Annotated in this window: 13 protein-coding genes; 5 read left to right on the plus strand and 8 right to left on the minus strand. The window is 62.3% G+C overall.

Annotated elements, in window-relative coordinates; all coding sequences use genetic code 11:
• The 7 genes from AVHM3334_RS19425 to msrA all read right to left on the minus strand — a co-directional run.
• Positions 1–3,421: condensation domain-containing protein (locus tag AVHM3334_RS19425; protein ID WP_284415077.1), on the minus strand; the 3,421-nt coding region annotated here is incomplete at its 3' end.
• A 70-nt stretch (positions 3,422–3,491) separates the two neighbouring features.
• On the minus strand, positions 3,492–4,184 hold the full coding sequence (locus AVHM3334_RS19430; RefSeq protein ID WP_284415079.1) for a 4'-phosphopantetheinyl transferase family protein: 693 nt from the start codon (positions 4,182–4,184) through the stop codon (positions 3,492–3,494).
• The gene (locus tag AVHM3334_RS19435) at positions 4,162–4,899 is read right to left on the minus strand and encodes a thioesterase II family protein (protein WP_284415134.1); all 738 of its coding nucleotides are present in this window, start codon (positions 4,897–4,899) and stop codon (positions 4,162–4,164) included. The genes AVHM3334_RS19430 and AVHM3334_RS19435 overlap by 23 nt, the downstream gene beginning before the upstream one ends.
• A gap of 5 nt (positions 4,900–4,904) precedes the next feature.
• Positions 4,905–5,153 carry an MbtH family protein gene (locus tag AVHM3334_RS19440; RefSeq protein ID WP_284415081.1) on the minus strand — a complete coding sequence of 83 codons (249 nt, stop codon included), beginning with the start codon at positions 5,151–5,153 and terminating at the stop codon, positions 4,905–4,907.
• A gap of 199 nt (positions 5,154–5,352) precedes the next feature.
• Positions 5,353–5,592 (minus strand): DUF4880 domain-containing protein, encoded by a 240-nt coding sequence (locus tag AVHM3334_RS19445; RefSeq protein WP_284415083.1) that lies wholly within the window; start codon positions 5,590–5,592, stop codon positions 5,353–5,355.
• 160 nt (positions 5,593–5,752) lie between these two features.
• On the minus strand, positions 5,753–6,313 hold the full coding sequence (locus AVHM3334_RS19450; protein WP_284415085.1) for a sigma-70 family RNA polymerase sigma factor: 561 nt from the start codon (positions 6,311–6,313) through the stop codon (positions 5,753–5,755).
• A gap of 304 nt (positions 6,314–6,617) precedes the next feature.
• On the minus strand, positions 6,618–7,373 hold the full coding sequence (gene msrA / locus AVHM3334_RS19455) for a peptide-methionine (S)-S-oxide reductase MsrA (RefSeq protein WP_284415087.1): 756 nt from the start codon (positions 7,371–7,373) through the stop codon (positions 6,618–6,620).
• 152 nt (positions 7,374–7,525) lie between these two features.
• Here msrA and AVHM3334_RS19460 point away from each other — a divergent pair, with 152 nt between their 5' ends.
• Positions 7,526–8,254 carry a response regulator transcription factor gene (locus tag AVHM3334_RS19460; protein WP_284415089.1) on the plus strand — a complete coding sequence of 243 codons (729 nt, stop codon included), beginning with the start codon at positions 7,526–7,528 and terminating at the stop codon, positions 8,252–8,254.
• Positions 8,251–9,756 (plus strand): sensor histidine kinase, encoded by a 1,506-nt coding sequence (locus tag AVHM3334_RS19465; RefSeq protein ID WP_284415091.1) that lies wholly within the window; start codon positions 8,251–8,253, stop codon positions 9,754–9,756. Before AVHM3334_RS19460 ends, AVHM3334_RS19465 begins: the two co-directional genes overlap by 4 nt.
• 78 nt (positions 9,757–9,834) lie before the next feature.
• Here AVHM3334_RS19465 and AVHM3334_RS19470 read toward each other — a convergent pair whose 3' ends face one another.
• A complete protein-coding gene (locus AVHM3334_RS19470) occupies positions 9,835–10,173 on the minus strand; it encodes a DUF6172 family protein (protein WP_284415093.1) in 339 nt (112 codons plus the stop codon).
• Between the two features lie 300 nt (positions 10,174–10,473).
• Between AVHM3334_RS19470 and AVHM3334_RS19475 the strand changes: the two genes are divergently transcribed.
• The 3 genes from AVHM3334_RS19475 to AVHM3334_RS19485 all read left to right on the plus strand — a co-directional run bounded on the left by AVHM3334_RS19475 (position 10,474) and on the right by AVHM3334_RS19485 (position 13,138).
• Entirely contained in the window at positions 10,474–11,439 is a 966-nt protein-coding gene (locus AVHM3334_RS19475) for a ferritin-like domain-containing protein (RefSeq protein WP_284415095.1), read from the plus strand.
• Between the two features lie 109 nt (positions 11,440–11,548).
• Entirely contained in the window at positions 11,549–12,430 is an 882-nt protein-coding gene (locus tag AVHM3334_RS19480; protein WP_284415097.1) for a ZIP family metal transporter, read from the plus strand.
• Positions 12,431–12,550: 120 nt separating this feature from the next.
• Positions 12,551–13,138: a GbsR/MarR family transcriptional regulator gene (locus AVHM3334_RS19485; protein ID WP_284415100.1), complete on the plus strand. Its 588-nt coding sequence runs from the start codon at positions 12,551–12,553 to the stop codon at positions 13,136–13,138.
• The last annotated feature ends 3 nt before the right edge of the window (positions 13,139–13,141 follow it).

Genomic DNA, 13,141 nt, shown 5'->3' on the forward strand with positions numbered 1-13,141 from the left:
CCGCGCCCAGCAATGGCACTTCGCCCACCAGCTGCTCCGGGCGATCGGCCAGCGCCTGCAACAGCGCTACGTAGTGGCCCGCCATCCTCTCTATCGTCTGCGCTTCGAACAGCTCCGCCGCGTAGATGATGGCCAACGCAACCTGACCATCGTGCCGCTCACGGGATTCCAGCACCCATTCGAACTGAGCCTCCCCCTCCGGTAACGGATGCCCTTGCACCGTCGCGCCCGGAAGTCGCTCCAGCGCTCGATAGTCTTCGAAAACATGGTTGAAAAGCCACTGGAACAGCGGGTTCTGCCCCGCGCTGCGCTCGGGCTTCAATGCTTCGACCAGTTGGTCGAGAGGCAAGTCTTGGTGGTCTTGAGCACTGAGCGTGAAATCCCGCGCCTTTGCCAGCAGGCGGTCCAGCGCCATGTCGGCTTGCACGCCATTGCGCAGCACCAGGGTATTGACCAAAAGCCCGACGATCCCCTGGGCGCCATGGCGGTGGCGCCCTGCCACGGGAACGCCGATGCGGATGTCTTGCGCACCGGTATAGCGATGTGCCAGCGCTTGCAAGCCGGCCAACAGCACCGTGAACAGGCTGGTGCCATGGGCGTCGGCCCGCTGGCGAAGGGCCGCGAGCAAGCCTGCCGGCAATGCGAAATGGTGCCGCGCCGCAAGGTAGTGGGATTGCGACTGGCGTGGACGATCGGTCTGCAATGCAAGCACCGGGTGCACGTCCCCCAACTGATCGCACCACCATGCGAGCTGCCTGCGCCCCTGGCCCTGTTCCAGCCACATGCGGTGCGAAGCAACATAGTCGGCGTACTGAAGTGCGTCCTCATCGACCTGCAGGGCCGCACTTCCGCCGAGCGCCGCCGCACAGTGGGCCGCCAGCTCGTCCAGCAGCAATTGCATGGACGCTGCATCGGAGACGATGTGGTGCAGAACAAGCACCACGATCTGCGACGTATCGGTCAGGCGAACGAGTGCAAGACGCCACAAAGGCCCCTTTTCCAGATCGAATGCCTCGGTCTTCCATTGCAAGGTCCGCTCACTGGTCTGCAATGACTGCTCGCCCGCTGGAATGCTGCGCAGGTCCGCAACTTGAAGCGCGATGGGCAGGCTCTGCTGTATCCACTGGCACGGAGAGCCATCGAGGCCCGCGCGGAACAGGGTGCGCAGCGATTCATGCCGAGCGGAAAGTGCATCGGCGGCTGTCTGCAATGCCCCCGCAGGCAAGTGAAACCCTTGTAGCTGCACGGCAGCAGCGACGTGATAGGCCGAACTGCGAGGTGCCAGCTGCCAGAGGAACCATTGACGCGACTGGGCGGCAGACAAAGGAAGTGCTTGCGCCCGGCGTTCCGCCGGCAGTCGCACTGGCGAAAAGCGCTGCGCAGCCGCTGCGGGAGTGGGCTTGCGCGCCTGCACCACGGCTGCGCAGTCGCCCAGCCGGGGATGGTCGAACAAGTCGCGCTGGCTGAATTCGATGCCCCAGTGCGCAGACACCCGCAAAGCGGCTTGCACCGCCAGCAGGGAGTTGCCACCCGCAGTGAAAAAATGGGTTTCGCGCGCCATAGGCCGTGCGACTGGCCACGGCAAAACCTCCTTCCACAGATCGGCCAATACCTGCTCGGTGCGGGAGAGCGCCTCGCCATTGGTTTGCGGAGCGCCCTGCCCTTGTACGACAGTGCCTTGTTCCCAGATGGCGTAGGCATCGAGCGTTCGCTCTTGCCAGCCCGCCCGGCAAGCCTGCCGCTGCAGCTTGCCACTGGAGGTCTTGGGCAAAGCACCAGGGTTGAGCAGCACGACCACCGACAGGCCTTGTCCCGCCGCTTCGCTGACAGCCGCCGCCAATGCTTCGGCAAGGGCCTGCGGGGGAACGAGCTTTTGAAGGCTCCGAGAAACCTCGGCGGCGATGCCGATACCTTCGCCGTCAGGTCCGGGCACCGCAAAGGCCGCCACCCGGCCCTTGCGCACCGCCTCGACTTCGGTTTCTATGGCGCGCTCGATGTCCTGCGGATACACGTTATGCCCGCGAATGATGATCAGGTCCTTGATGCGCCCTGTCACATAAAGCTGGTCCTGGTGCAAGAAACCCAGGTCGCCGGTGCGCAGCCATCGCCGGCCTTCCCGCTCGACGAACGTGGCAGCGGTTTCGTCCGGCCTGCCCCAGTAGCCGGCACAGAGGCTCGGGCCCTCGGCCCAGATTTCACCCACCTGCCCTGCGCCCATCGTTGCAAGCGTCCTGGGCTCCACGATGGCAACCGCATGCGCGGGAACCGCCGTGCCGCACGCCACCAGCTGCGAGTGACGGCTACCGTGGTCTTCTGAACAATGCGCTTGGCCTTGCGCGAGTTTCTCGTTGTCGAAACGGTGCGCCACCATGCCTGCACCGCATCGGCCACCCGTGATGAAGAGCGTTGCCTCGGCCAGACCGTAGCAGGCATAGACCGCTCGTGCCGAGAGGCCGGCCTGCGCGAAGCGATCGCAGAAGGCCTGTCCGGTATCGGCACGCACAGGCTCCGCACCGGTGTAGGCCAATCTCCAGCACGACAGGTCGATCCCCGCCAACTGCGCATCGGTGACGCGCTCCATACACAGCCGGTACGAAAAATCGGGGCCACCACTCACCGTGGCGCGATGGCGGGAAATCAGCTGCAGCCAGCGCACCGGCCGCTCCAGGAAATAGCGCGGCGAGGTGAGCACCAGTGGAACGCCGCTGTACAGCGGTTGCAGCAGGCCGCCGATCAAGCCCATGTCGTGATAGAGCGGCGCCCAGGAAACGAACTTGTCTTGCGCTCCGATCTCCATTCGCTCCCGGATGGCACGCTCGTTGGCCATGAGACTGCCATGCGTGACCATCACGCCCTTCGGTGCCGAAGTGGAACCCGAGGTGTACTGCAGAAAAGCGACGTCACCGTCGGCTGGCAGCCGCGCGTGCCAGCCCTCCGCCAGAGCCCAGTCCACCGTATCGACCGCAATGGCTTCAGCCTGCAAAAAGCGCTCTTTTGCCGAGTCCATCATCGACAAAAGCACCGATGACGTCAGTACGCATACTGCCTGGCAATCTGTGGCGATGCCCTTCAACCTCGCCAGATGCTGCGGCCGAAGGGACTCGGGCGGAAACACGGGAACAGCAATCAAGCCTGCATAGAAGCAAGCCAACAGACTCACCGCATAGTGCTCGTCGTTGTCGAGCATGATCAACGCCCGCTCCCCCGGCGCCCATTGCTGCTGCAGCCGCGCCGCCAGCGCACGCGTGCGCCGGTCGATGGCAGCATAAGTCAATGAGCGCTCCACAGGCTCACCGTTGGACTCGCCAGCGGCAATGAGCCACACCTCGTCGGGCCGCGTTTGCGCCAGGGCTTGCAGATGCTCCACGAAATTCTCAGGTGCCGGCCCATGCCGACGGTCCAGTGCAGTCAAGCCTGTCATGTGTCCATCCCCATTGTTGAGACCCATCGGGCCCTTCTCGGCCTTCAGGAATACCGCCAGACCCAAGCTTTCAGCCGGGGTTTTGCACCCTGCTGCGCCATGCCAGAGCGGCTGCGTAGCCAGACGGAGCGGCCACAGGCATGGCTTCGACATCGCTCCATTCCGGCACTGTGGTTTCCAGCACCCATCGGCCTTCGGGGCCCGGGTGGATGCCCACACAGCGCAGATGCTCCGCAATCCCCACGCCGATGGCTTTGAGCACCGCTTCCTTGCCCACCCAGCGCTGCAATAACGCTTCTTGAGGGTCCGCGGCCTGGACCACTGCCGACTTTTCAAGGTCGGTCAGGACGGCTTCGCTCAAGGCATCGACATCCAACCCTGCACGGCGTTGCTCGATATCAATGCCCACCGAACTGAAAGCACTCGAATCCGCCAAAGCGATCAAGGCGTGGCTTCCCGAGTGAGACACATTGAACAGAGGAACGGCGCCCTTCATGTCGACGAATGGCTTGCCATAGGCATCCTGCGCCAACGGCAGATCAACGGGCTGGCAGCTAAGGCGGCGTGCCAGAAGTTGCCGGGTCGCGGTCCGGGTCGCCGAAAAGCGCAGCCGGTCGGCGCTCTGCATGAAGCGGCCGGCCCGAGCCTGCTCCACTGCGCTGAGCAACGGCCAATGCGGCGTTTCGTCGCACGAGAGATCGAAGTCGAGGCGATAGGCCTCGATGCCGCTCGGCAATGGGTCAGGCAATCGCTGCAGCGACATGCGAGCCTCCAGCGACGGTTTGCGCCAGTCGCCGCGCCAATGCATCCAGAAAGGAAACTTCCTGCTGGCGCAGAAAGAAGTGCCCGCCATCGAACCAGTCCAGGGTGCATGCTGCGCTGGACGCTGCCGCCCAAGCCTGCATACCCTGGACACCAATGCGATCCGCCCGCCCCGCGAAGACATGCAAAGGCATTGGCAGCAGCGCCTCGGGCGCATATCGAAAGCTCTGGCAGACCTTGTAGTCCGCACCGAGCGTGTCGAGCGTGAGGCGCAATAGTTCGGCACTCTCAAACACCGCCTCGGGCGTGCCGCCCTGCTCTCTCAGATCGGCGATCAACGCGGCATCGTTGTCCTTGCCATCAAACCGTCCCGGGTCGCGCATCGATGGCGCCGCGCTGGCAGACAGTGCGAGCGCCTGCGGCAATAGGCCTCCTGATCGCATCTGCTGGCAGGCAAGCCCATAAGCCAGTAGCGCGCCCATGCTGTGGCCGAAGATCACATAGCGCCCCTGCATGGCTTGCGCCTGCTCGGCGCACAGTTGAGCGACCAACGCGTCGAAATCCTTGACGAAGTTTTCAGCCAGACGGGCACCACGGCCCGGCAACTCCACAGGAACAATGCGCAACCAGGCAGGCAGCATCCGACGCCACCGCAGGTACATGGCCGCGCTGGCACCTGCGCAGGGCAGGCAGAGCATGGCAATGCTGTGATCCATGCTCATCAGCCCACCAGGACTGAAGGAGCCGTCGTGGCTTGGCGGTCCATCCAGTCACGCAAGGATCGGGGGCGCATGTCGGTCCACGCCTGCTCCACGTGGGCCAATACGGTGGCCTTGTCGCCCTGCACGCCAGGAACCGCAGCCCATCCACTGGGAACGGCCTTCCAATGGGGCCAGATCGAATATTGGTCCTCGTCATTGACCAGAACAATGAAGGTCTCGTCGTCGCGATCGAGGCAGCTGGTTGACATGGAGTCGTCCTTGGGCAGTTGAGGAAGTTTGCAACACCGGGCGCGAAGTGCGTGCCGTGTGCTTCTACCCAACGAGACGAACCAGCACGGGATTTGTTCATGCACCGACGTGTTGCAGGCACTTCCCATCTCAGCCCATGCGCTTGGATCATCGACGCAACGACAGGAGGCCGCTCAGCCGTGGCGGCCAAAAGACAGCTCAGTCTGCGGTCCCAGGCGGGTCACGGTCTTGGACGACATCGCCCACATCGTTCAATGGGGCCACCAGGCCTGCCAACAACCAAAGGCGGGCTGCCTTGTCATAGGCCTTGCGGTGTTCGGGGTCGTCCGCCAGCCAACGCGTCATCTCTTCGCGCGCTGCGGCATCGAAATGCTCGCGATCATGCTCGCGCTGTACCCAGTCCCATGCCACGGCCCAATGGGGATCGGCTTGTCTCATGCCTCAACTCGCTCGCGCACGAAGCGCATCGGATAGTCCGACCGGCCGAATGCGGATGCATCTGCCTTGACTGGCGGTAACCTTACCGCAAGACAACCGGCATGGGAATGCACGGATGCAAACTGTGCAGTTTCAGCCAGCTCGCAGCGCGCTTCAGGTTTCAATCATCCGTGAGCAAATGGTGCAAGGCGGCAATGGCCTGTGTCGCCTCGGCAATCAAGCGGTTGACCAAGCCCAGCGCGCAACCCAGCGACACGGCAATGTCACGCTGGGTCATTCCGTCGAGCCGGTACAACTGGAACGCCACCCGGGTTCGGACAGGCAGATCCGCCAACGTCTTTTCGATCAAACCCACCAATTGGCGGTCGCGCAGCAGGCGATCCGGCGAACTGGGCCCCGCCACCTCCAGGGCCTCAACATCCATGCCAGAGGCAACGCAACTGCGCTCCACCGCTTGTCGCCGACAGTGGTCCAGCGCCAGATTCCGAACCACCTGACAGCAATAGCCTACGGGCTGATCGATCTTGCGCTCGTTGGCACCTCCAACGATGCGCACATAAGCGTCTTGCACGATGTCGTCTGCCAGATCCATGGTGCGGACGATCTTGTGCGCGACCCTTAAAAGCTGCGCCCGGTTGGCGACGAAAACCTCTCCGAGCGAAGGCCCGGATGAATGCAAAGACATGGACAGCACCTCCCAGTGAACTGAATGAATCGCCATGGACCAACACACTCAGCGCCTGCCAGAGAACGCACATCCAGCGCTCGTTGCACGTGTCGCTTGGCGATGCTCAACCGGGTCGTTCGCCAGGCCATGGACTCTTTTCTCGATCATCCATCAAAAGTTAATGAGAATTATTATTATTAAGTGACAAAAGGAAACTGCACCAACCCGTCGGGGCTGCTCCGCTCTCAAGACGTGCAAAGTCTGGCCGTGGAGACATGCAGGCAACGCCCACCCCGTTTTTTGACGCAGCCAATAAAAAGCCGCCCGAAGGCGGCTGGCTCGAAAAGTTTTTTGGCAGTCACATCGCCCTGGAAACAAGCATTGGCTGAGAACGATGCACGCCAGGAAAGACCTTCTTCAATTGCTCGACCTTGGGCAGGTCATAGACAACGATGTAAGGCTGGTCGGGGTGCTTCACCAAATAATCCTGGTGATAGGCCTCAGCGGGATAGAACACCTTGTCTGGCTCCATACGGGTCACCACGGGGCCACTGAAAATTTTGGCACTCTCCAGTTGTGCGATGTAGCCTCTGGCCACCTTTTCCTGCGCTGCATCCGAGGGAAAGATGGCGGAGCGGTATTGGCTTCCCGTGTCGGGCCCCTGGCGGTTCAACTGGGTCGGGTCGTGAACGACCGAGAAAAAAATCTGCAGCAATTGGCCATAGCTCACCTGGCGTGGGTCATAGGTGATGCGCACTGCTTCAGCATGGCCGGTGCGGCCGGAACCGACGGCGTTGTAGTTTGCGCTGCTTGCATCGCCTCCCGCATAGCCCGATACAGCGTTGCTCACGCCTTGGACATGCTGGAAAACGCCTTGAACGCCCCAAAAGCAACCGCCCGCGAAAACGGCCGTGGCCGAACTCTCTGTAGAAGCCGGGTTATCGATCGGGGCAGGAACCGCCACTGCAGGTTCCGCCGCCCGCAGCGGCGTGGCCTCCCAAAGCACGAGACCCACCGTCAAAGCCAACGTGGCGATGAGCAACGGCCGGCGAGGTATCGCGGCACCTCGCAGCGTGGTTTCCTTGGAACGGAGGGAACGGAATGGTTGCTTCATGGCATCGATCTCCAGATTCGTTGATGTTGCGGTAACCGCATTCGCCGCACCTTGCACAAAGGGCATTGTTCAGCAACGGCCGCCACCGAGTCCTCACGAAGACTTCAAAAAATCGTGATGACTGTCTTGCACTGAACGGGAGAGAATTCGCCATGGAATCTGCCAAACGCATTCTCATCGTCGAGGACGACGCCCACATCGCCGACCTCATGCGCATGCATCTGCAAGACGAAGGCTATTCCATCACCCACGCGGCCGATGGGAAGACCGGCCTTGGGGCGCTGCAACAGGGCCAATGGGATGCTCTGGTGCTCGATCTCATGCTTCCCCATGTGGACGGCCTGGAAATCTGCCGCCATGCCCGGGCCATGGCGCGCTACACCCCCATCATCATCACCAGTGCGCGCTCCAGCGAGGTACACCGCATTCTCGGACTGGAGCTCGGCGCGGACGACTATCTGGCCAAACCCTTTTCGATGCTGGAGCTGGTGGCGCGCGTGCGTGCCCTGCTGCGCCGCAGCGATGGATTGGCGCGCAACGCGCGCTTGGAGGCCGGTCGTCTCGACATGGGCACGCTGAGCATCGACCCCATTGCGCGCGAGGTGCAGATCGCGCATAAACCCATCGAACTCACCCCGCGCGAGTTCGATCTGCTCTATTTCTTTGCCCGCCATCCGGGCCGTGTCTTTTCACGCCTTGATCTGCTGAACCAGGTCTGGGGATACCAGCATGATGGGTACGAGCACACGGTCAATACCCATATCAATCGCCTGCGCATGAAGGTCGAGGCGGACCCGGCCACTCCGCGCAGCATCGTGACAGTCTGGGGCCGCGGTTACAAAATGGTGGCGCCCGAATCTGCCGACGGAGGATCGCCATGACCCGCCGCTGGGGCACGCTGTCCCAACGCTTGTCGCTGGTGTTTGCCATGCTGCTGCTCGTGTGCTGTGGAGCGTCGGCGTGGCTGCAGATGCGTGCCAACAGCCGCTATGAGCAGGAACTGACACAGCGGCTGTCCGCAGGGCTTGCAACGCACATCGCCAGCAACGCTGAATTGATGCGTGCGGATGGCCTGAACGACGCTGCGGTGCGAGACCTCTTCGATAAGCTGATGGCCGTCAACCCGAGCGTGGAGGTCTACTTGCTCACGCCCAAGGGGCGCATTGCAGCGCAGGCTGCTCCACCAGGGCACTTGAAGGCGCAGGCCGTCGATTTGAAGCCCATCCAGCAACTGCTCTCGGGCGCCGAATTACCGATACTGGGCGACGACCCTCGCAGCGCCAGCGGCCAGCGAAAGGTGTTCAGCGCAGCACGGCTGCAAGCTGGGGGGCATGACGCGGGCTACGTCTATGTCGTGCTGCAGGGCGAGAATTTCGCGGCGCTCTCCGCACGGGTATCGGCCGACAACGTTCTTCGAACCACACTGCTGTCGATGGCGCTGGTAGCCCTGCTTTGCCTGGCGGCAGGCCTGGCCGCTTTTGCATTGATCACCCGACCCCTGCGCCGCTTGACCGAAGCGGTGCGTGGTTTCGAAGCCGAGGGCGTCGCTGCTTTCGATCGGGCCGAGCCGCTGCTCACCGACACGCGAGGCGCCGGCCAAGATATCGCGGCACTGGGCAATGCATTCGCTCGCATGGCACAGCGCATTGCCACGCAATGGCGCGAACTGACAACGCAGGACCAACAGCGGCGCGAACTGTTTGCCAACATCTCGCACGATCTGCGCACGCCACTGACCTCGCTGCATGGCTATCTGGAAACATTGCTCATCAAATCGGAAGCATTGAATCCCCAGGATCGGCGACGCTATCTGGAGATTGCACTGGGCCAAAGCCGCAAGGTCGGCCGACTCGCGCAGGAATTGTTTGAACTGGCCCGGCTGGAATATGGCGTCGTGAAACTCGACAAGGAATCGCTGGCCTTGCCCGATCTCGTACAGGACGTGTTTCAGAAATTCGAACTGGCCGCAGAGGCGCGGCACCAGCGCCTCGTGGCCGATATCGCACCCGGGCTTCCCACCGTCACGGCTGATTTGGGCCTGATCGAGCGCGTACTTACCAACTTGCTGGACAACGCCATACAACACACCCCGGCAGGCGGAGAGATCACGGTGCAGTTGCGCCCTGCCGCTGCATCACCAAGCCCCAGTGAAAACGCAGGCAAAGGCGGTGGCGTGGATGTGGAGATCAGCGACACCGGGCCCGGCGTGCCGCCATCACTGCAGCACAGCCTCTTCAAGCGCCCCGCTTTCAGCGCAGCCGAAGGCCGTAGCGGAGGTTTGGGGCTGGTGGTCGTGCAGCGCATTCTGGCGCTGCACGGAAGCGATATCGCACTGGTTCAGCGCTCGGGCAAAGGGGCGGTGTTTGCATTCCGAATTCACTGATGGTGAATAGCGGCAACCTTGCAGCGCTCAATCGAGCAATCGAGCAATAGGGCAATAGGGCAATAGGGCAATAGCCGCTCAAAGAGCCTGCTCGGGCTCCTGCGCATCATCCATGTCGGCGGCGTTTTTTCGTTCGTGCACGGCTTTTACCGCAGGCCGCGCGAGAATTTCGACATAGAAGGTATCCGCACCTTCCGCCGCAGCCGAGCCCACCTTGTCGATCAGCGCATCGAGCGGTACCGTCTCGGCGGACTCCTGCGTCAATCCGAACCGGCAATCGAACTCCCAATGGTCAGAGCCTGCGGGCACATCGCGCTTGCGTTCGCGGCGCAAGTATTTGCGAATTTCATGTTTGACAGCGTCCAGGACACGGTCGCGTTGCTTGTTTTCGGAAACGAGGGTGAAATTTTTTCGCATGGGTGATGGTATCTCCTGGCTCGTCCGATTCGGCGGGAAGGCCCTGCACCATCGGAAAGTGGCAAGTTTCCAGCCCCACCCTGGATGCAGCGAATGCCTCCGTCCAGCCACGCTCAGAAAAATACTTTGAATCCATTGCCTTTTTCTGCGCGTATCCCAGCACAGGAAGGCGGAGGAGGCGATCCGTTGCATGCGTTAACCGGCATCGATCGGCGCTGCTTTCCTGAGACACCGGCAACGGCCCCTGCCGCTGGACCAACATGTGACTTTCATGTGCACCGCACATCACCAGGAGCAACCATGATCGATATCCCTGCATCGCCCCTCGAAATCCTGCAGCGCCGCTCCGACAAGCTCAAAGAGCGCCGGATGTTCTTCCGCAAGACTGGAGGCTTTGCCGCTGGAATGGCCGGTGGCGCCATCCTCACTGCGTGCGGAGGCGGATCAAGCCCCGCTGTGGGTGCCGACGCACCGACAGACCCTGAAATTCTCAATTTCGCGCTGAACCTGGAATACCTCGAAGCGCAGTTCTACCTCTACGCCACGACGGGCGCGGGCTTGCCTGACGCACAGACGACCGGCACCGGCACGCGTGGCACCGTGATCGGCGGCACGAAGGTGCCCTTCTCCGATCCTGTCGTTGCAGCTTACGCCAAGGAAATCGCGGCCGATGAACTCGCCCACGTGAACTTCCTCCGTGCTGCCCTGGGCTCCTCCGCTGTGGCCATGCCATCGATCGATGTCGGCGGTACCGATCCGAACGGCGCGTTCTCCAAAGCGGCACAGGCCTCGGGACTGATACCCGCAGGAACGGCGTTCAATCCCTACAAGGACGATTTGAGCTTCCTCCTGGGAGCCTTCATCTTTGAAGACGTGGGAGTCACCGCCTACAAGGGCGCCGCGCCGCTGATCCAGAACAAGACCTATCTGGAAGCCGCTGCCGGCATTCTGGCCGCCGAGGCCTACCACGCCGGGCTGGTGCGCACTGTCCTTTATTCGAAAGGTGTCGATGCGCAAGCTGCGGCCGGACGGATCTCCAGCGCCCGCAACACGTTGGACAACTCCAAAGACATGGACCAGGGCATTGCGCCCGACGCCAACGGAGCCTCCAACATCGTGCCCTTGGACACCAATGGCATCGCCTACAGCCGCTCTCCGGACGACGTTCTCAACATCGTGTACCTCACGCCCAACGCGGCCAGCCAGGGGGGCTTCTTCCCGGCCGGCGTGAACGGCAGTCTGCGATTGAGCAGCGTGTACATGTAAAGCGGACGAGATCGCCACGGCGGGACTGTCGTGGCTCCGGTAGTAGCGCCATTGATTCAGGAGCCGAGCCATGCCGTTGCATTCCCATGATCCTGTGAACCGTGTCGCAATGGCTGCGCGCCCCGTCCTGTCGTGGAGGCAGTGGCTGGGCCTCGCTATCGTTCTTGCCGGGGCAGCCGTCTTGAGCGTGCAGGCACTGGATGGATTGATCAGTGGAGACGACCGGCTGCGCGGCGCCCTGCTGGGCGGCTTGATGGCCGCTGCAGCGACAGCCCTGGGCACACTCCCCGTACTGCTGTCCCAGAAATTCTCGCAGCGCACGCACGACACCATGCTGGGTTTCGGCGCTGGCGTCATGCTTGCTGCCAGTGCGTTCTCCCTGGTGATCCCCGCCATTGCGGCGGCGAAATCACAGGGTGCCGGCTCCTGGACGGCAGGAGGCATCGTGAGCGCCGGGATCTTGTGCGGCGCTCTTTTTCTGCTGCTGATCGACCGCGCAGTGCCTCATGAGCATTTCGTCAAAGGCCTGGAAGGCCCGCAGGCGCGGGCCATCAAGCGGGCCTGGTTGTTCGTGCTCGCCATCACCCTGCACAACCTCCCGGAAGGACTGGCCATCGGAGTCGCCTTTGCAGGCCCGGATGGCGTAGGCGCCAAAGCGCTGGCTGCCGGTATTTCCATCCAGGATGTGCCGGAGGGCATGGTGGTCGCGCTGGCATTGCGCGGCGTGGGCTACGGGCGGTGGATGTCGGCAGGCCTCGGGGTGGTGTCTGGCCTCATCGAGCCAGTGGCGGCAGTGATGGGCGTTGCATTGATCGGCCTGTCTGCGAGCTTGCTGCCCTGGGGGCTGGCCGCAGCGGCAGGTGCGATGCTCTATGTCATCAGCCACGAGATCATTCCGGAGTCACACCGCAAAGGCCATGAGGCGTTTGCAACGGGAGGATTGATGCTGGGCTTCGTGGTGATGATGCTGCTCGACACCGCACTGGGTTAGCGCCCGCGGTTACCCCCTTGCAGACCCGCTACCGCATCGCTACCAGGACACGACCTTATCGTAAATGTTGAATTTTCAGTAAATACTGAAAATTCAAAAGACCTGAGGCACAATCGCGGTATGACACAGATCAAGCCGCTCCCCTCCTTGAATCGACAGTTCGTGGCCCACTTCGGAGAGATGGGCAGCCGCTGGGGCATCAACCGCACCGTCGGCCAAATCTATGCCCTGCTCTACCTTTCACCACGCCCGGTCAATGCCGACGAAATCGCCGAAACCTTGGAGTTTTCTCGCTCCAACGTGAGCATGGGCTTGAAGGAATTGCAGGCCTGGCGGCTCGTCCAATTGCGCCACCAGCCGGGCGACCGGCGCGAATACTTCGAAGCGCCGCAAGACGTATGGCAGATTTTCCGCACGCTCGCAGAAGAGCGCAGACGCCGGGAAATCGAGCCCACGCTATCGATGCTTCGCATGGCACTGCTGGAAGAACCGGCGTCCGAGGACGAGCGCCATGCCCAACAGCGCATGCAGGAAATGCACGACCTCATCGACCGCCTCATGACCTGGTTCGACGACGTGCAGCGCCTTGCGCCAGAAACCGCCATGCAGCTCATGGGCATGGGTACGGCCGTCACCCGCGTGCTGGACTTCAAGGACCGGTTGACCGGCAAGGGCCGATCGGCGAAACCGGACGGAAAGGAACGGTGACGC

It is taken from the genome of Acidovorax sp. SUPP3334 (genome assembly GCF_030159055.1).
Lineage (GTDB): Bacteria > Pseudomonadota > Gammaproteobacteria > Burkholderiales > Burkholderiaceae_C > Paracidovorax.

What these genes read in the sequence shown, in the direction of transcription:
- AVHM3334_RS19470 (WP_284415093.1), bottom strand. Translation starts at nt 10,173, where the DNA reads ATGCGAAAAAATTTCACCCTCGTTTCCGAAAACAAGCAACGCGACCGT.
- AVHM3334_RS19440 (WP_284415081.1), bottom strand. Translation starts at nt 5,153, where the DNA reads ATGTCAACCAGCTGCCTCGATCGCGACGACGAGACCTTCATTGTTCTG.
- AVHM3334_RS19460 (WP_284415089.1), top strand. Translation starts at nt 7,526, where the DNA reads ATGGAATCTGCCAAACGCATTCTCATCGTCGAGGACGACGCCCACATC.
- AVHM3334_RS19475 (WP_284415095.1), top strand. Translation starts at nt 10,474, where the DNA reads ATGATCGATATCCCTGCATCGCCCCTCGAAATCCTGCAGCGCCGCTCC.
- AVHM3334_RS19480 (WP_284415097.1), top strand. Translation starts at nt 11,549, where the DNA reads ATGGCTGCGCGCCCCGTCCTGTCGTGGAGGCAGTGGCTGGGCCTCGCT.
- AVHM3334_RS19450 (WP_284415085.1), bottom strand. Translation starts at nt 6,313, where the DNA reads ATGGCGATTCATTCAGTTCACTGGGAGGTGCTGTCCATGTCTTTGCAT.
- AVHM3334_RS19445 (WP_284415083.1), bottom strand. Translation starts at nt 5,592, where the DNA reads ATGAGACAAGCCGATCCCCATTGGGCCGTGGCATGGGACTGGGTACAG.
- AVHM3334_RS19465 (WP_284415091.1), top strand. Translation starts at nt 8,251, where the DNA reads ATGACCCGCCGCTGGGGCACGCTGTCCCAACGCTTGTCGCTGGTGTTT.
- AVHM3334_RS19435 (WP_284415134.1), bottom strand. Translation starts at nt 4,899, where the DNA reads ATGGATCACAGCATTGCCATGCTCTGCCTGCCCTGCGCAGGTGCCAGC.
- msrA (WP_284415087.1), bottom strand. Translation starts at nt 7,373, where the DNA reads ATGAAGCAACCATTCCGTTCCCTCCGTTCCAAGGAAACCACGCTGCGA.
- AVHM3334_RS19430 (WP_284415079.1), bottom strand. Translation starts at nt 4,184, where the DNA reads ATGTCGCTGCAGCGATTGCCTGACCCATTGCCGAGCGGCATCGAGGCC.
- AVHM3334_RS19485 (WP_284415100.1), top strand. Translation starts at nt 12,551, where the DNA reads ATGACACAGATCAAGCCGCTCCCCTCCTTGAATCGACAGTTCGTGGCC.